This is a genomic window from Nonomuraea sp. NPDC050153, from assembly GCF_044460125.1.
GTDB lineage: Bacteria > Actinomycetota > Actinomycetes > Streptosporangiales > Streptosporangiaceae > Nonomuraea.
Genome location: NZ_JBITJQ010000002.1, coordinates 87,373 through 104,812 on the forward strand (window position 1 = coordinate 87,373; position 17,440 = coordinate 104,812).

11 protein-coding genes are annotated in these 17,440 nt (G+C 73.7%); 8 read left to right on the top strand and 3 right to left on the bottom strand.

Annotated features, from left to right (window positions below):
- The first annotated feature begins 2 nt into the window (after positions 1-2).
- The 5 genes from ACIBQ1_RS04755 to ACIBQ1_RS04775 all read left to right on the top strand — a co-directional run bounded on the left by ACIBQ1_RS04755 (position 3) and on the right by ACIBQ1_RS04775 (position 5,136).
- Complete coding sequence (locus tag ACIBQ1_RS04755; RefSeq protein WP_397274632.1) at positions 3-998, top strand: DUF5605 domain-containing protein; 996 nt, start codon at positions 3-5, stop codon at positions 996-998.
- The gene (locus ACIBQ1_RS04760; RefSeq protein ID WP_397274633.1) at positions 995-3,055 is read left to right on the top strand and encodes a hypothetical protein; all 2,061 of its coding nucleotides are present in this window, start codon (positions 995-997) and stop codon (positions 3,053-3,055) included. Before ACIBQ1_RS04755 ends, ACIBQ1_RS04760 begins: the two co-directional genes overlap by 4 nt.
- On the top strand, positions 3,052-4,353 hold the full coding sequence (locus ACIBQ1_RS04765; RefSeq protein ID WP_397274634.1) for a glycoside hydrolase family 28 protein: 1,302 nt from the start codon (positions 3,052-3,054) through the stop codon (positions 4,351-4,353). The genes ACIBQ1_RS04760 and ACIBQ1_RS04765 overlap by 4 nt, the downstream gene beginning before the upstream one ends.
- An 82-nt stretch (positions 4,354-4,435) precedes the next feature.
- The gene (locus ACIBQ1_RS04770) at positions 4,436-4,714 is read left to right on the top strand and encodes a CopG family transcriptional regulator (RefSeq protein WP_397274635.1); all 279 of its coding nucleotides are present in this window, start codon (positions 4,436-4,438) and stop codon (positions 4,712-4,714) included.
- Between the two features lie 62 nt (positions 4,715-4,776).
- Positions 4,777-5,136 carry a hypothetical protein gene (locus ACIBQ1_RS04775; protein ID WP_397274636.1) on the top strand — a complete coding sequence of 120 codons (360 nt, stop codon included), beginning with the start codon at positions 4,777-4,779 and terminating at the stop codon, positions 5,134-5,136.
- A gap of 103 nt (positions 5,137-5,239) precedes the next feature.
- Here the strand turns inward: ACIBQ1_RS04775 and ACIBQ1_RS04780 are convergent, their stop codons facing one another.
- Entirely contained in the window at positions 5,240-7,111 is a 1,872-nt protein-coding gene (locus ACIBQ1_RS04780; protein ID WP_397274637.1) for a glycoside hydrolase family 127 protein, read from the bottom strand.
- Positions 7,112-7,267: 156 nt separating this feature from the next.
- On the opposite strand from ACIBQ1_RS04780, the gene ACIBQ1_RS04785 reads away from it, so the two are divergent.
- From ACIBQ1_RS04785 to ACIBQ1_RS04795, 3 genes are read left to right on the top strand one after another with little or no spacing between them, the layout of a single operon-like run.
- Complete coding sequence (locus ACIBQ1_RS04785; protein ID WP_397274638.1) at positions 7,268-8,974, top strand: hypothetical protein; 1,707 nt, start codon at positions 7,268-7,270, stop codon at positions 8,972-8,974.
- Positions 8,968-11,649, top strand: a complete 2,682-nt coding sequence (locus tag ACIBQ1_RS04790) for a family 78 glycoside hydrolase catalytic domain (RefSeq protein ID WP_397274639.1) — start codon at positions 8,968-8,970, stop codon at positions 11,647-11,649. The genes ACIBQ1_RS04785 and ACIBQ1_RS04790 overlap by 7 nt, the downstream gene beginning before the upstream one ends.
- Entirely contained in the window at positions 11,646-12,854 is a 1,209-nt protein-coding gene (locus ACIBQ1_RS04795; RefSeq protein ID WP_397274640.1) for a GDSL-type esterase/lipase family protein, read from the top strand. Before ACIBQ1_RS04790 ends, ACIBQ1_RS04795 begins: the two co-directional genes overlap by 4 nt.
- Here the strand turns inward: ACIBQ1_RS04795 and ACIBQ1_RS04800 are convergent.
- The gene (locus ACIBQ1_RS04800) at positions 12,791-14,413 is read right to left on the bottom strand and encodes an acyltransferase (RefSeq protein ID WP_397274641.1); all 1,623 of its coding nucleotides are present in this window, start codon (positions 14,411-14,413) and stop codon (positions 12,791-12,793) included. The genes ACIBQ1_RS04795 and ACIBQ1_RS04800 overlap by 64 nt on opposite strands.
- Before the next feature lie 15 nt (positions 14,414-14,428).
- A complete protein-coding gene (locus ACIBQ1_RS04805; RefSeq protein WP_397274642.1) occupies positions 14,429-17,350 on the bottom strand; it encodes a glycoside hydrolase family 2 TIM barrel-domain containing protein in 2,922 nt (973 codons plus the stop codon).
- Positions 17,351-17,440: the final 90 nt, after the last annotated feature.

Below are 17,440 nucleotides of genomic sequence, written 5' to 3' on the forward strand. Positions count from 1 at the left end.
TCATGGTTTCGCTGGCGACCACCGCGCTCGGCTGGCACCTGCACGGCGAGAAGCGGCGGGCGCGGACGCTGGCCACGCTGGAGTCGTCGCCGTTCGACCGGGTGCGGATGGCGGCGTTCGCGACCCGGTGCACGCTCGACTCGCTGGAGGAGCGGGTGGCGGAGCTGGGCGCGATCGGCGTGACGGCCGAGCTGGTCCTGCTGCATCCCTCCGACGGCGCCGGGGACGTGGACGCGGCCGCCCGCCTGGTGGCGGAGGTGGTGCCCCGGCTGGCCGCGCACGCGAACGTGTGGTGGTCGCTGGCCGCCGACCCCACGCTCTTCCCCGGCATCTCCGAACACGACTGGGTACGGCTCGCCGACCTGGTGGCCGAGGAGGACCCCGGGCAGCACCCGCTGTCGATCACCGCCGAAGCGGGGTCGCCGCTGCTGTGGCGGCGCGCGTTCACGCACGGGAGCGTGGCCGCGCGCAGCCCGCGCGACGCCTGGGTGCGGACGCGCGACCATCACAAGCCGGTGCTCATGGACATGTGCGGGTACGAGGGGGACTCGGACGATCCGTGGCACAGCCTGACCCCCGAGGAGGTCGTCGCCCAGGCGTGGGACGGGTCGGTGCGGCGCCGGTACGTCACGCACGGGGAGTCGTACCTCGACGACGAGGGGCTGACCTGGTCGGAGTCCGGCGGCACGCTGGTGGGCGCGGCCGTGGCGCGGCTGGGGCTGCTGCGCGAGGTGATCGCGGAGACGCCCGAGGCGGCGCGGTACCGGGACCGGGACGCGCCGATGCTGGAGGTGCCCGGCGAGTTCTACCTGGAGTACTGCGGGGAGCACCGGTTCCCGGTGCGCGAGTACGAGGTGCCGCGCGGGCGGTACGACGTCGAGGTGATCGACACGTGGGAGATGACGGTCGGCTCGCTGGGGGTCCAGGAGGGCGAGACGCTGACGGTCCCGCTGCCGGCCACCGGAGCCCAGGCCGTCCGCCTCAGGCGGCGCCCATGACGGCGCCCTCGAACGGCGCGCCCGCCCCGGCGCCACCCGGGCGGGCGCCCGCCGGGGGCGTCGTCGCCGCCCTCACCGAGCCGGGCGGGAAGGTCGTCGAGGTGGTGGCCGGGGAGGGCGGCCCCGAGGTGCGGCTGCGTCACCGCGACGCCGGCGCCCCGCACCTGCGGGCGCCCCTGCGCGGCCTGCTCACCGCCTCCACCGGCCGCCCCTGGCACATCAACCCCGCCCAGGCCGGCTCGATCGGGGTGCACGGAGCGGGAGGTGAGGTCGTCGTCACGGCGCGGACCGGGCCGCTCGGCGCGCGTCTGGAGCTGGCCTTCACCCCCGGCGGCCTGCTCACCCTCACCGCCACCTGGCACAACGACTCCGCGCACGAGGTGACCGACGTGGCGGCGGGCCTCCTGCTCCCCCTCCCCACCTCCGACGCCAACCTCACCATGCCCGGCGTCCTCTACAACGGCAACCCCTCCTCCGACCCCCGCCGCAAGGTCCCCCGCGTCGAGCCGGGCGGCGGTTTCGTGTGCGAGCAGGACCGCCTGCCCATCCCCGCCGTGAACGCCGCCTGGGACGACCGGTACGTCAGCCTGTTCGCCCACCCGGCACCCCGCCGCGACGCGGACGGCAAGGTCGCCTACGACTCCCTGGGCGTCGTGCGGCAGCCGGGCCTGACGGTGGCGGCCATGACCGGCGTGATCATGTTCGACGGAAGGCCGGACGTCTGCTACGTCAGCAAGGCGGAGGTCGCCGACCACCCGATCGGTTACCGGACCCTGGCCCCGGGCGAGGCGATCAGCACCAGGCACACCCTCGACTGGGGCCCGGTCGCGCCGCGCGGCCACGGCTTCAGGAAGCTCGTCCACACCCGGCTCCACCAGGAGACCGAGGGCGCCCGCCCGCTCGGCCGCGAGGACATCGTCCGGCTCAAGGCCCACGCCATGGACGCCCGCTGGACCGGCGACGGCTACCTCGCCTACGAGGGCACCCGCCACGGACGCCCCCGCTCGTACATGTACGGCTGGACCGGCCAGTGCCTCAAGCTGGCGTTGTGCGACGCCCTGCTGGGCCGGCCGGAGCGGACCCGCCGCGCGGCGGACTTCTACGTCGAGGGCAGCCGGACGCGGACCCCAGGGCTGCGGCACGGCCGGTACCTGCTCGACGACGGCAGATGGGAGACCTTCCGCAAGGACGGCGCGGACTTCGTCTCCAGCCGCGCGCACGGCGAGACGATCGCCGACCTGGCCGGGATCGCGCGCCACTTCAAGGAGGCGGGGCTGCCGGTCCCGCCCGCGTGGGAGGAGGCGGTGGAGGACGCCGCCGCCTTCTTCTGGCGCACCAGGCTCCAGGAGGGCATCGTCCCGATCGGCTGGACGCCGGACGGGCGGCCGTTCTCGGGCATGGTCAGCGCGGCGGGCATCGCCTGCGTCCAGGCCATGCTGGGCGCGTACCGGCTGAGCGGCGAGCGGGTGTGGCTGCGGCGCGCCGAAGAGGTGCTGGGCCGCTACCACCGGCTGCACGCGGCCACGTTCGAGCGGCCGTTCGCGCACGCCACGCTGGACGCCTCCGGCGAGGACAAGGAGGCCGGGATGTACTACTTCCTGGCCGCCTTCGAGCTGTACCGGCTCACCGGCCGCGACCTCTACGCGCAGTGGGCGGAGGCGGCGGCGGACTGGCTGCTGACGTTCGTCTACGTCTGGTCACCGGAGTTCGACGCGGGGAGCACGTTCGAGCGGCGCGGGTTCAAGACCTGCGGCTGGCCGTCGGTCAGCGTGCAGAACCATCACCTCGACGTGTTCTTCCCGACCTCCGAGCTGATGGAGTTCGGCCTGCTGACCGGCCGGCCCCGGTACGCGGCCAGGGCCGAGACGATCCTGCACGCCATGGGCCAGGGCGTCTGCCGCGAGCCCGGCGACTGGGGCTTCGAGACGCCCGGCGAGCAGGGCGAGGGGTTCTTCCAGACCAACTGGCAGCGCAAGGGGGAGGCGAACACGTGGAACCCGTCCTGGGTGATCGCCCTGCCCCTCTACCACGCGCTGCGCATGAGGAAGGTTCCATGAACGAGGAAGAGGCGTGGCGGTACGCGGACGAGCTACGGGACCGGGTGCGTCCGCCGGAGTTCCCCGACCGCTGGTTCGACGTCACCGAGTTCGGCTCGGGAACGGAGGCGTTCCGCGCCGCCATCGAGGCGTGCCACCGGGCGGGCGGCGGTCACGTGCGGGTGCCTCCGGGCACGTACCCGACCGGCGCGATCCACCTGCTCAGCAACGTGGACCTGCACGTGGAGGCGGGCGCGACGATCCTGTTCAGCACCGACCCCGCCGACTACCTCCCGGCCGTCTACACCCGCTTCTCGGCCATCGAGTGCTACAACTACTCCCCCTTCGTCTACGCCTACGGCCAGGAGAACATCGCGATCACCGGCGCCGGGACGCTCGACGGCGGGGCGGGGCCGGAGCACTGGTGGCCGTGGGTGGGCACGCCGGAGTTCGGCTGGCTGCCGGGCACGCCGCACGAGGCCGGCGACTGGGCCGCGCTGCAGCGGATGGCCGCGCAGAACGTGCCCGTCGAGGAGCGCGTGTTCGGCGCGGGCCACTACCTGCGCCCCAACCTGATCCAGCCGTACCTGTGCCGCAACGTGCTGGTCGAGGGCGTCCGGATCGTCCGCTCTCCCATGTGGGAGATCCACCCGGTACGCTGCGACAACGTCCTGGTCAGGAACGTGACGATCCACTCGCGCGGCCCCAACAACGACGGCTGCGACCCCGAGTCGTGCCGCTCGGTGGTGATCTCGGGGTGCGTGTTCGACGTGGGCGACGACTGCATCGCGATCAAGGCGGGGCGCGGCCCCGACGGGCGGCGGGTCGGGGTGCCGTGTGAGGACGTGCTGATCGAGGACTGCGACATGCGCCACCGGTACGGCTCCGTCGCGATCGGCACGGACACGACCGGCGGGATCCGCAACGTGTTCGTCCGCCGCTGCCGCTGGGGCGGCCCCGGCCTGTACTTCGGGCTCTACATCAAGACGAACTCGGTGCGGGGCGGCTTCGTGGAGAACGTCTTCGTCAAGGACATCGAGATCAGCGGGCTGACCAAGGAGGCGGTCTCGATCGATCTCTACCACGGCGACGGTCACAACGGCGACGAGGCGCCGCTCATCCGCAACATCAACGTCGCGGGGCTGCGCAGCGACCGGACGCGCAGCGCGTACCTGCTGCGGGGGTATCCCGAGCAGCCGCTAAGGGAGATCACGATCAGGGACAGCTCGTTCACCGGGGTGCTCCGGGCCGACGTGGCACAGCACGTCGAGGGCCTGTCCGTTATAGGCGTCACGGTGGACGGCGCACCTGCGGGATGAACCCGAGGCGACGGCGGCGGACACGGTGAAGTCGCATTGAAGCGCTGGTAAGGAGTCTGACACCTGGAGTATGGTACGAAGTATGGCCTCTAAGAAGATAACGGTGACGATCCCCGAGGAGCTCCTTGACGAGATCCGCGCGGAGGCGGCAGAGCGGGGCCTGTCGGCGTATGTTGCCGAGGCGCTGCGCTTCAAGCGTGACCGAGACCGGTTGCTGGAGCTGGTGAACTGGCTGGAGGAAGAGTACGGCCCGGTCACCGATGACGAGCGCGCTGCGGCGATCGAGAAGCTGGAGGATCTCGACGCCGAGCACGAGCGCCGCCGCACCGACAGAAAGCGCAAAGCGGGAGAGGCCGCGTGAGGAAACGAGGCGGCGAGCGCGGACAGCAGCCGCTGCGGATCTTCGCACTCGACTGTCAAGCTTTGTCCCTGGCCGTGCGTGGCGACCGGGAGATGATCGCCTGGCTTGACCTTGCGGCCCGGGGGCAGGCCGAGGTGGTGACGGCTCCGATGACGGCGGTCGAAGCGCACGACGGCAGAATCACCGAGCAACGCTGGGACTGGGTGCTCTCCCGGCTCAACGTCGCCCGCATCGGGAAAGACGAGGCTCGCCTGGCTCGCCGGCTCCTGGCTGATGCCAACTTGCACGGTCACAAGTACGCGATCGACGCGGTACTCGCCGTCGTAGCACGACAGCAGAAGGGGCAGGTCACCATTTTCACCTCGGACGTGGATGACCTGGAGAAGCTGGTCCCGGACTCGATCGTCGTGAAGAAGGTATGACTGGCGGCGACCAGCCGGCCGGTGGACAGCGCGGTGGCGGCCGGCAGCGTCCTCACGGCGTGGGCACCTCCAAGCGTCGGGGGTACGGCCCAGAGATCATGTGTCAGCCGTGCATCGGCGCCCAGACCGTCATCGGGCCCGCCCCCCGGTTGGCCCACGCGTAGTACGGCACGAACGTGAGATCGACCGGGCCCGCGTGCTCCGGTTCGCGGGGGGCGGCGGCGGTGCGGTAGGGGAAGCCGCCGTCCTCCTCCCGGTGCACGTGGGCCCGGCCGCGCGCGATGACCGGCACCACCTCGGCGGGCAGGCCGGCGACGGAGGTCCCGTCGCGCAGGTCCGCGCCCGCCACGCACAGGTCGTCCACGATGACGCCGGGATGGTCGGCCTGCTCCAGGCAGTAGACCAGCGGGCCGCGCTCGACGGCCACCTGGCCGCGGGCCACGTCCAGCCGGGGCACGGCCACCGTGAGCCGGGGCCGGATCCCGAGGTCGAGCACGACCCGGTCGCCGGGCCGCCACGTCCGGCGGACACGGTGGTAGGTGCCGGGCTCGGCCGGCCGGTCGTCCACGCCGGCGGCGTCGGCCCAGGCGGGGATGCGGGCCGAGAGCGTCCACGGCCGGTCGGGGGTCTGCCTGACGGTGATCTCGATCCGGCCGCTCCACGGGTAGCCGGTCGCGACCTCCAGCACCACGGAGCCCGCCCGCACGGTGCCGGGCGCGTACAGGTGGAGCTGGACTCCGTCGCCGTCCCCGGTGGCGAGGTAGTGGTCGAGGGAGGAGAGCAGGCGCATCACGTTCGGCGGGCAGCAGGCGGTGCCGTACCAGTCCTGCCGGCCGCGTGCGGGCGAGCGCAGGTCGTCGGGGTCCGCGCCCGCGCGCACGCGCAGCGCGTTGACGTAGAAGAAGCGGTCGCCGCCGAGCGAGACGCCGGGCAGGACGGCGTTGTGGAGCGTGCGCTCGATCAGGTCGGCGAACCCGGGCGCGCCGGTGGCCAGCAGCATCCGCCACGCCCACTGGACGCTGCCGATGGCCGCGCAGGTCTCGCAGTACGCGGTGTCGGGCGCCAGCTCGTGGTGGCCGCCGAACGCCTCGCCGTACCAGTTGGAGCCGAGCCCGCCGGTCAGGTACGTCTTGGTCGCCACCATGTCGTGCCACTGCCGCTCCAGGGCGGCGAGCAGCTCAAGGTCGGAGGTCTCCACGGCGACGTCGGCCGCCCCTGCGGCCAGGTACATGGCGCGCACGGCGTGCCCCTCGACCGTGGCGGCCTCCCGCACCGGCACCCGGTCCTGCCGGTAGCCGGGCCCGTGGTGCCCCTTGAGCGGGATGAGCGCGTGGCCGCGGGTGGTCACCAGGCGCGCGGCCAGGTCCAGGTACGAGCGCGTGCCGGTCTCCCGGTGCAGCTCGGCCAGGCCCATCTCGACCTCGGGGTGGCCGTCGAGCGCGTCCGGGGCCAGCGCCGCCACCAGTTGGTCGGCGAACCGGGTGGCGACGCCCAGCAGCGTGCGGTCGCCGACGGCCCGGCTGCCTGCCACGGCCGCCTGCATGAGGTGGCCCGCGCAGTACAGCTCGTGGCTGGAGGCCAGGTCGGAGTAGCGCTCGGCGCCGGTGAGCTGGGTATGGGTGTGCAGGTAGCCGTCGGCGGACTGGGCGGCCGCGACCAGCTCGGACGCCTCCTTGTACGGCCCCGCGAGGTCGTCCCCGTCGGCCCTGCCGCGCTCCCAGGCGAGGGCCTCCAGCCACTTGTAGACGTCGGAGTCGGCGAACACCTTGCCGCGATGCGGGCCCGCCGTCCTGAGGTTGTCGAACGCGCCGGACTCGCGTACCCGCCGGCCGCCCAGCGGGATCGTGACCTCGCGGTTGACCCGCTGCCGCGCGCCCCAGAACCCGCCCTCGACCCGCCCGCCCGCCACGGGACGCAGGGTCACCGCCGCGTCGGGACCGGGCTGTACGGCCGAATACATCCGATCATCGCTCATGCCCTTCATCCTGCCTCAGGGTTACATACCCAACAAGAGTCGAATATTTATGCCCCTCGGCTGAAGTGTGGAGGCGTGCCTTGACGGGACGGAAGGGACGACGCACGCTGAATGGGACGTCTATGCATGCTTGAATATCTATGCGAAGGGACGCCCATGCCCGAGATCCCCGACACGGTGCTGCTCGAAGAACGGGCCGAGCTGGCGATGAACGCGGTGGCCGGACTGCCCGACCAGGACATGGACGGCATCCCGTACTTCAGCGCCGACCTCCTGGCCCGCCCGGCGGCCCTGCGGCACGGCGACTGGGACTACGGCTCCAGCCACGGACGGCTCCTGGACGCCTGCGTGCTCGCCCGGCACATGACCGGCAAGGACACCTGGCGGGAGGTCGAGGAGGGGTTCAGGCGGCGGCTGATCGGCTTCTTCGGCGACGACGGGCTGAGCTACCGCCTGGCGCGCCCCGAGGTGGGCTGGCCCCCGAACGCCAACCTCATCGACCAGCGGGCGGTCCTCCTGTCGCTCACCACCTGGTACGTCTCCGACGGCGACCCCGAGGCCAGAAGGCTGGCCGACCGCCACGTGGCCGCGCTCAAGCGGATCGCGATCAAGGAGCGGGACGTGTGGTTCTACCCCGCTTCCGAGTACACCCCCGACGGCTGGCCCTCGCCGAACGCCGTCGCGCTGCACCTCGCCCCCGACCCGGCCTCGTTCAGCGGCCGGCTCATCATGCCGCTGCTGCGCTACCACCAGGCGACGGGCAACGAGGACGCGCTGGAGCTGTGCGGCTGGTTCGCCCGCCTGATCGTGCACAAGAGCGGAGTCTTTGGGGACGACGGGAGCTTCAACCCCGCCCGCGCGTACCGCAGCGCCCACTTCCACACCCGGCTCGGCACGCTCGAAGGGCTCGCCCGCTACGCCCGCCTCGTCGGCGACCACGGGCTGACCGCGTACGTCCGCCGCGCCTACGACTGGGCCCTCGGCCAGGCGACCGCGTTCGGCTGGACGCCCGGCGACCTGGCCGACCAGCGGTACGAGCACGAGAGCTGCTCCCTGGTGGACCTGATCGGCACCGGCACCACGCTGGCCGGGTCGGGCCACACCGCGTACTGGGGCGTGGTGGAGCGGTTCCTGCGCAACCACCTCGTGGAGTCGCAGCTCCTGGACCTGAGCTGGGTGGAGTCCGCGCCCGACGCGTCGGGGGACGAGCCGGGCTGGGTGACGCACGTGCGCGTGGGCGAGCGGGTGCGCGGCGCCTTCGCCGGCTACGGCGCGCCCAACGACTTCGTCTGCGACGTGGAGCTGGGCCGCGGGCACACGGCCGACGTGCAGGCGTGCTGCGTCGGCTCGGGGCTGCGCGGCCTGTTCTGGGGCTGGAACTCGATCGTCACCGCCGACCCCCGGGCCGTCCGGGTCAACCTGCTCCTCACCCGGGCCACCCGGCAGGTCACCGTGCTCAGCCACCTCCCCCACGAGGGCCGCGTCGACCTGGACGTCCATGAGGACCTGCCCGAGCTGCGGATGCGGGTGCCCGACTGGGCCGGGTACGCCAAGGTCCGCGTCGCCCGCGAGAGCGGGGGCTTCGACGGCACCCAGGCCGGGGCGTGGGCGCCGGACGGCTACCTGTCGATCCCCGCGCCACGTCGAGGAGAACGCGTCACGGTCACGTTCCCCGTGCCGGAGACGGCGACCACCGAGGTGGCGGCGGGGCGGGAGTACCGCGTGCGTTGGCGGGGCGACGACGTGATCGGCATCAGCCCGGAGGGGAGCGCCCGGCCGATGTACAGCGGGCGCAAGGTCCACCCGACCGCGCCCCGGCGCGACTACCCGCTGGCCCGGCCGGCGAAGGAGTGGGCATGGTGAGCCGATCCCTTCCCGAGGTGCCCGCCGGCGGGGCGCTGCGGCCGTACGACCTGCGCTGCGAGCACCGCGGCACCCCGCTCGGCATCGGCGCGCCGGTGCCCAGGCTGAGCTGGCGGCTGGCCTCGGACCGGCGCGGCGACGCGCAGGAGGCGTACCGGATCCGGGTCCACGCGCGCGGCGCCCTGGTCTGGGACAGCGGCTGGGTCGAGAGCCAGGACGTCAGCGCCGACTACGGAGGCGCGCCGCTGGCGTCGTTCACGCGCTACACATGGCGGGTCGAGACGCGGATCGAGACGGGGCCCAGCGAGGCGGCGGAGTCGTGGTTCGAGACCGGGGTGCTGCACCAGGACGAGTGGGTGGCGGCGTGGATCGGCCACGATCCCGAGACCGAGCCGCCGTTCGAGCCGCCCACCGACGATCGCGAGCCGCGTTCGGCCCGCACCGCGTACCTGCCCGCGCCCCGCTACTTCCGGCGCGTGCTCGACCTGCCCCCGGCGACCGCCGTGCGGATCGCGTGCAGCGCCCGCGGCCTGTACGAGCTGCGCGTCAACGGCCAGCGCGTCGGCGACGGCGAGCTGACGCCGGGCTGGACCGACTACCGGCACCGGGTGCCGTACCAGGTGTACGACGTCACGGACCTGGCCGGCGACGGGCCCGTCTGCGTGGGGGCGATCCTCGCGGACGGCTGGTGGTCGGGCAGCCTCGGCTGGGACGCGCGGCAGCAAGCGCAGCGGTACGGCCGGCGCCCGCAGCTGCTGGTCCAGATCGTGGCCGAGCACGGGAACGGCTCCCGTACGGTCGCCGGCACCGACGGGCGGTGGCGGGAGAGCACCGGGCCGCTGCGCTACGCCGACCTGCTCATGGGCGAGTGGTACGACGCGCGCCTCGAACAGCCCGGCTGGGATCTGCCCGGCTTCGACGACACCTCCTGGGCGCCCGCGGGAGTCGTGGACACCGCGCACGACGTCCTCGTCCCGTCCGTCGCCGAGCCGGTCCGCGTCACCCAGGACCTCGTGCCGGTGGACGTCCGCCGCCCGGACGACGGCCGTACGATCGTCGACCTGGGCCAGAACATCGCCGGCCGGGTCCGCCTGGTGCTGCGCGGCGCCCCCGAGGGCGCCCGGGTCACGGTGCGCCACGGCGAAGCGCTGGACGACGACGGCGGCCTCTACACCGCCAACCTGCGCTCGGCCGAGGCGACCGACCATTACGTGGCCGCCGGGGCGGCGGTGGAGACGTTCGAGCCGCGCTTCACCGTGCACGGCTTCCGCTACGTCGAGGTCAGCGGGCATGCGGACGTCGAGGTCCTGGGGCGGGTGCTGCACTCCGACACGCCGGTGGCGGGCGAGTTCTCGTGCTCGGACGACCTGGTGCGGCGGCTGATGAGCAACATCCGGTGGAGCCAGCGCGGCAACTTCGTCTCCGTGCCGACCGACTGCCCGCAGCGCGACGAACGCCTCGGATGGACCGCCGACGCGCAGGTCTTCCTGCCCACCGCCTGCTACAACGCCGACGTGGCCGCGTTCTTCACCGGCTGGCTGGCGGACCTGCGGTGCGCGCAGACCGCCGAGGGCGCGGTGCCGGACGTGGTGCCGCACGTCATGACCGAGCGGCACGGCACCCCCGGCTGGGGCGACGCCGCCACCGTCGTGCCGTGGCACCTGTACCGGGTGTACGGGGACGAGCGGGTGCTGCGCGACAGCCTGCCCAGCATGCGGCGCTGGGTGGACCACGTCGAACGCCACAACCCCGACCTGATCTGGCGCAACCGGGTCGGCAGCCACTACGGCGACTGGCTGCAGGCGGGCGTGCGGACCTCGCGCGAGGTGATGGCCACCGCGTACTTCGCGCTGAGCGCGGAGCTCACCTCGAAGGCCGCCGCCGTGGTGGGCGACGCCGCCGCCCGCGCCCATTACGCCGAGCTGCGTTCGAGGATCGGGGAGGCCTTCGTCCGAGCGTTCGTGGCGGCGGACGGCCGCGTCACGGGCGACACGCAGACGGGCTACCTGCTGGCCCTCGCCCACGGCCTCGTCCCCGCGCCCCTCGTCCCCGCGGCCGTCGGGCACCTGGTGGCCGACCTCGAAGAACGCGGGCGACGCCTGACCACCGGCTTCGCCGGGGTGGGGCTGCTCGGCCCCGTCCTGTCCGCGCACGGCCACCACGACCTGGCCTACTCCCTGCTGCACGACGACCGCTACCCGTCGTGGGGGTACTCGATCAAGCGCGGGGCCACCACGATCTGGGAGCGGTGGGACGGGTGGACGGAGGAAAACGGCTTCGGGCCCGTCGCCATGAACTCCTTCAACCACTACGCGCTGGGGTCCGTGGGCGCGTGGCTGTACAGCGGGGTCGCGGGGATCGGGCAGGAGGAGGAGTCGGTGGGGTTCCGCCGCCCGATCGTCCGGCCGCTGCCCGGAGGACGGCTCCGGTGGGCCTCGGCCTCGTACGAGACGCCGCTGGGACGGCTGGCCTGCCGGTGGGAGGTGGACGGAGGGACGCTCCGGCTGGACGTCCGCGTCCCGCCGGGCGCGCTGGCCACCGTGCACGTGCCGACGTCCGACCCGGCATCGGTCCGGGAGTCCGGCACGCCCGTCTCCGGTGAGGCGGTCGGCGGGGCGCTGGTGTGCCGGGTGGCGTCCGGCCGGTACGCGTTCACCGCGGCGTGGGAGCGATGATCGAAGGCCGTCCGGTGACCACGTGGGCGGCCGCCGCCGAGCGGGCCGGGGGCGGGCTGCGGGACCTCACCGTGCGCAACGTCGTGCGGACCAGCGTGGGCGGGACCGGGTTGCGGGTGCGGCTGACCAACGCGCACGGGGACCGGCCGGTGACGTTCGGGCGCGTCCGCGTGGGCGTCCCGCGCTCCGGGGCGGCGCTGGTGCCCGGCTCGAACCGGGCGGTGACGTTCGGCGGGCGGGCGGAGGTGACGCTGGCCCCGGGCGCGACCGCGCTCGGCGACCCGCTGCCCGGACACGTGGCGGCCCGGCAGCGCCTCGCCGTCAGCCTCTGCCTTCGGGGCGACGGCGGCATCCTGACCGGGCGCAACCGGGCCACGGCCCCGCCGGGCGACGCGGCCTACCGGTCGCTCCCCGGCGACCACGCCGCCGACGAGGACGGGGCCGCGTACGTCGAAGGGGTGGCGATCTGGCACTGGCTGGACGCGCTGATCGTCACCGCACCCGAGCCGGTGTCGGCCGTGGCGGCGCTCGGGGACTCGATCACGACGGGCGTCGGATCGGAGACCGGCCACGGCTGGCCGGACCTCCTCGCCGACCGGGCCCTGCTGGAGTCGTGGCCGCTCGCCGTGGTGAACGAGGGCGTGTCCGGCGGCCGGGTGCTGGCCGCCGGGACGGGAGGCCACGCCGAGGAGCGGCTGGCCGCCGAGGTGCTGACCAAGCCGGGCGTCGGCGCGGTGATCCTGCTGGCCGGGATCAACGACCTCGGGGCGGGCGCGCGGGCGGAGCCGCTCGTCGCCGCTTACCGGCGCATCGCCGAGCGGGCGCACGCCGCCGGGGTACGCGTGATCGGCGGCACGCTCCCGCCCTTCGCGGGCGCGGCGTACCACACGGCCGAGGGCGAGCGGGCGAGGGAGGCGGTGAACGCGTTCGTACGGGACGGCGGCGTGTTCGACGGGCTGGCCGACTTCGACGCGGCGCTGCGCGACCCCGCCGACCCGTACCGCCTGCTGCCCCGCTACGACTGCGGCGACCACCTGCACCCGAGCGCGGCGGGCCACCGGGCGATGGCCGCCGCGCTCGAACCGCGCCGGCTCCTCGGCAACGCCGGTCAGCAGCCGGGAAGGCCGCTCGACGGGACCAGTCAGCGGCCGGGGCCGGGCAGGCGCGTCGCCGGCTCCGGGCGGTGGATGCCCCGGGGGCGGTAGCCGAGCGCGTCGGAGATGCCGAGGTAGTCGGCGAGCAGCCAGATGATGGCCAGCCACATCTCCGTGCCCTGCAGCCCCGGCGTGCGCGCCGCGCCGCTCCCCCGGGTCAGGGCGAAGCTGAAGCCCGCGCCGTCGTGCCAGCCGGCGACCGCCCGTGCGAGGTGCTCCCTCGCCCACGCCTCACCCTCCTCGCGGCGGTGCCGGGTCTGCCTGCCCAGCAGCCACAGCGGGTGGATGACGTCGAGCACGTTGCAGGCGTTGCCGGTGTCCGGGCCGAAGTAGCGCGGGTCGCGGGCCTGGGCGAGCACGGTGTCGACGGCCCGCTCGGGGTACGGCACCGGCACCCCGAACTGCGCGAACGTCCCGCGCGTGAGCCGGTAGAACCCGTTGACCACCTGCAGCCAGCCCGCGTCCGGGTCCGGTTCGCCCCACATCCCGTGGGCCTGACCGCAGCGGGTCAGCAGCCATCCGAACAGGGTCTCCGTCTCGCCGCGCACGCCGAAGTCGGCGAGGTTGCGATGGAGGCCGGTGCCGAACGCGTCCACCCACGAGCCCGCCGTCCAGGCGTTGCGCTCCCAGTCGAGGGCGTCGAGCGCGGCGATCAACTGCTGCGAGTTGACGTTCGCGACGGCGTGGACCGGGTGCCGGAACGGGGTGCCGAGGAGGTCGAGGGCGTAGCCGACGCAGAGCACGTGATAGGCGGTGACCCCGTCGAGCTCCGGTGTCCCGGAGGCGTCGAGCTCCGGGACCAGGCCCGTGGCCGGGTCCTGGCGGTCGCGCAGGAACGCGACGATCTCCTCCCGCGCCGGGGTCGGGGGCGGGCCGTCCAGGAGGAGGTCGGCGATCTCCACCGCGTCGCACCAGGCGCGTACGGTCGGCTGCGCGTCCGGGCGGTCCACGTACCGCTCCCCCGTCCAGCAGCGCCCGAGCACGTCCGCCGCCTGCTCCCTGGCGCGGGCGGCGAACCCGGCGAGCAGCCGTTCCAGGTCGTCGCCCGAGCCGGTGGCGCGGCGGTCGCGGAGGCGGCGGGCCGGGTTGCCCGCGACCATGGCCCAGGCGGGCACGTCCTTGGTGACGACCGCGCCCGCGCCGACGACGGCGTGGTCGCCGATCGTCACCCCGTCGAGCACGACCACGTTCGAGCCGATCCACACGTCGTCGCCGATCCTGATGCCCTTCGACGTGATCGCCTGGCGGAAGACCGGGCGGTCGGGCGCGGTGCCGTGGTTGAAGCCGAGCAGGGACGTGTGCGCGCCGATCCGCACGGCGTTCCCGAGCACGATGTTCCCCCGCACCACGGCGTACGGGTTGACGGTGCAGTCGTCGCCCATGACGACGTCGTCGGTGACGTACGCGTGGGCGGCGATGTAGCTGTGGTCGCCCATGCTCAGGCGGTCGGCGTACACGGCCGCCAGCGGCGACACGAACACCTTGCCCGCCTTGAGGTCGAACCTGGCCCGCAGCTCCTCCAGGTGGCTCTCCTGCGCGCGGCGGTCCTCCTCGGTCGCGTGGTCCCAGAACAGCCACGGGCAGAAGTCGAACTCGGTCGATTCCGTCATGCGATGAACATCCTCTCAAGCGGTCAACGTCATCGACCAGAAGTAGCACCGGACCGGCAGCCGGTACCGATCGGGTAGGGCCGGGCCGCAGGAGGCGCTGCCGACGCCCTGCTGCCCGTGATCCAGGTTCAGCCAGACCCGCCCGGAGTCGCGCAGGTCGTGCGGCCTGGCGGCGGCCTGCAGCGCCTCGCTGGTCCAGCGGCGGGCGGTGAAGTCCAGGTGCGGCTCGCCGTCCACGCGCAGGGCCGGCAGCCCCGGGCCCGACAGCTCCAGCCAGCGGGTCTCGACGTGGTTGCCGTTCTCCTGCGGCACCACGTACGGGGTCTGGAGCTCGTCGATCGCCCGCGCGAACCGGCCCACCCGCGCGGCGGCCCGGCTGTCCGCGTACGACTCGCCGGGGCCGCGCCCGAACCACGTGACGTCGGTGTAACCGCCGGGCAGGGCGAACCTGGCGCCCATGCGCGGCGGGCTCACGTTCAGGTGGCCGTACGCGGTGTCGTGCCAGTCGCCGACGGGCTCGGCCTCGATCCGCAGGTGCAGCGCGCCGTCGCGCCACCGCCAGGTGTACGTGGTGCGGAAGCCCAGGGTCCGGGTGGCCGGGCCGCTGCGGCCGCGTACGACGAGCGTGCCGTCGTCCGGTCTTTCCAGGGCGGCGGTGCGGTGGAGGAAGCGGTCGAGCCCCACGGCCTCCCAGTCGGCGGCCAGCGCGTTCCTGGGGCCCTGGCCACGGTCGTTCTCCGTCGGGGCGCGCCACACGTCCAGCACCGGCCCGTCCAGCTTGACGCCGCGCAGCCGAACCAGCCGCCCGGTCCTCCGATCGAACATCGCCCCACCCAACCGCACCCCACCGCCACCACCCGGCTCCCCGCCCGCGAGGGTCGCCGGCAGGCGGCGGTGGGCGGTGGTGCCCAGGCGGGACTGGCCGGAGGCGACGACGTGCCCCGCCGGTGCCCAGCGCGTCGCGGTCGCCAGCACCGCTTCGACCGTGATCCACGTCTCGCCCTCCAGGGTGCGGACCGCGACCTCCGGCAACGGCACCCGCACCGTCTGACGCGGCCCGCAGGCCGGAACCCGCAGCACCCCGCTCCCGCCTTCAGGAACGCCGTCCACCTCCACCCGCCAGCGGAACTCCAGGTGGCCGAGGTCGATCAGGTCGTGCTTGTTGGCGACCGCCACCTCCCCCGCCGCCACGTCCACCGCGATCCCGACCGGCTCGATCGCCTTGCGCAGCTCCGCCAGCCCCGGGGACGGCGTGCGGTCGGGGAACAGCAGCCCGTCCAGGCAGTACCGGCCCCCGTTCGGCTGGTGATCGATGTCGCCGCCGTGCCGGAAGTACGGGCGGCCCGACGCGTCGTGCCCCGTCAGCCCGTGGTCGATCCACTCCCACACGAACGCCCCGCAGAACCGCTCGTACGACTCCAGGACCGCCTGGTAGTCGGCCAGCGAGCCGGGCCCGTTCCCCATGGCGTGGGCGTACTCGCACAGCAGGAACGGCAGCCCGCGACGGCGCACGTCGTCGGCCGACCCCGGCGCCACGCCGTCCGGCGTGTCCTCCTCGCGCCGCCCGATGCGCTCCAGGTCGTCCAGCGACGGATACATGAGGCTGTGGAAGTCGGAGTGCCGGTAGCTCGGGTCGCGCTCGTAGTGCAGCGGCCGGCCGGGATCGCGGGCCCGGATCCACCGCTCGATGTCGCCGAACGCCGGCCCGCTCCCGCTCTCGTTGCCCAGCGACCAGATGACCACGCTGGGATGGTTCTTGTCGCGTTCGACCATGCGCCGGGCCCGGTCGAGCAGGGCGTCGCGCCACATCGGCTCGGCCGGCGGGTTGCCCTCCCAGCCCGCGTAGATGAACCCGTGGGTCTCGATGTCGCACTCGTCCACCACCCACAGCCCGTACTCGTCGCACAGCCGCAGGAACTCCGGGTGCGGCGGGTAGTGGGCGGTGCGGACGGCGTTGACGTTGTGCCGCTTCATCAGCACGATGTCGCGGATCATGGTCTCGCGGTCGAGGGCGCGGCCGCGCTCCGGGTGGTGTTCGTGCCGGTTGACGCCGCGGAAGAGGACCGGCGCCCCGTTGATCAGCAGCCGCCCGCCGGCGATCTCGATGGTCCTGAACCCGATCGCGAGGTCGATCGCCTCCCCGGCCGCGGTGAGGGTGCCGCGGTAGAGGCGCGGGCGCTCCGCGCTCCACGGCTCGACGCCGGGGACGGCGACCTCCTCGCCGGTGGCGACGGCGAGGCCCAGCTCGGGGATCTCGACCAGGCCGGGGGCGTCGGCGGTGACGAGGAGGGCGCCGGAGCCGTCCGAGGAGTCGTACGAGGCGCGGACGGTGAAGTCGTCGACGCCGCCGGAGGGGCGGGCCAGCAGCTCGACGTCGCGGAAGATGCCCGGCAGCCACCACATGTCCTGGTCCTCCAGATAGCTGCCCGACGACCAGCGGTGCACGCGTACGGCGAGCAGGTTGCCGCGCGGCCGGACGAGCCCGGTGACGTCGAACTCGAACGGCAGCCTGCTCCCCTTCGAGTGGCCGAGCAGCGAGCCGTTCAGCCACACCGTGCCGCAGGAGTCCACCCCCTGGAAGCGCAGCACGGCCCCCTCGGCGGACCAGTCTTCGGGCAGGTCGAAGCGGAGGCGGTAGTCGCCCGTGGGGTTGCCGTCGGGCAGGTGCGGCGGGTCGACGGGGAACGGGTAGGCGGTGTTGGTGTAGAGCGGGCGGTCGTGCCCCTCCAGCACCCAGTGCGACGGCACCCGGATCGTCTCCCAGCCGCCGTCGTCGAGCGCCGGGTCGGGCAGCGAGGGGCCCGTGCCCTCGGCCGTGCCGGAGAGCCGGAAGCGCCACCGGCCGTTGAGCGACAGGCGCGGCGCGTCGGAGAGGAAGTCCGCGCGGGCCGCCCGCCGCCCGGACCCCGGTCCGGGATCTTCGTGGAAGTCAACCATCCGCACACCCCTCCGCGACAAAACGTTTTAACCCTATACGCGAAGATTCCCGCCTGCCATGCTCATTATGCATTGACATCCGACATTGAA

Coding starts and splice junctions, on each gene's coding strand:
- ACIBQ1_RS04770 (WP_397274635.1), top strand. CDS start 4,436: ATGGCCTCTAAGAAGATAACGGTGACGATCCCCGAGGAGCTCCTTGAC.
- ACIBQ1_RS04760 (WP_397274633.1), top strand. CDS start 995: ATGACGGCGCCCTCGAACGGCGCGCCCGCCCCGGCGCCACCCGGGCGG.
- ACIBQ1_RS04800 (WP_397274641.1), bottom strand. CDS start 14,413: ATGACGGAATCGACCGAGTTCGACTTCTGCCCGTGGCTGTTCTGGGAC.
- ACIBQ1_RS04780 (WP_397274637.1), bottom strand. CDS start 7,111: ATGAGCGATGATCGGATGTATTCGGCCGTACAGCCCGGTCCCGACGCG.
- ACIBQ1_RS04765 (WP_397274634.1), top strand. CDS start 3,052: ATGAACGAGGAAGAGGCGTGGCGGTACGCGGACGAGCTACGGGACCGG.
- ACIBQ1_RS04795 (WP_397274640.1), top strand. CDS start 11,646: ATGATCGAAGGCCGTCCGGTGACCACGTGGGCGGCCGCCGCCGAGCGG.
- ACIBQ1_RS04805 (WP_397274642.1), bottom strand. CDS start 17,350: ATGGTTGACTTCCACGAAGATCCCGGACCGGGGTCCGGGCGGCGGGCG.
- ACIBQ1_RS04790 (WP_397274639.1), top strand. CDS start 8,968: ATGGTGAGCCGATCCCTTCCCGAGGTGCCCGCCGGCGGGGCGCTGCGG.
- ACIBQ1_RS04755 (WP_397274632.1), top strand. CDS start 3: ATGGTTTCGCTGGCGACCACCGCGCTCGGCTGGCACCTGCACGGCGAG.
- ACIBQ1_RS04785 (WP_397274638.1), top strand. CDS start 7,268: ATGCCCGAGATCCCCGACACGGTGCTGCTCGAAGAACGGGCCGAGCTG.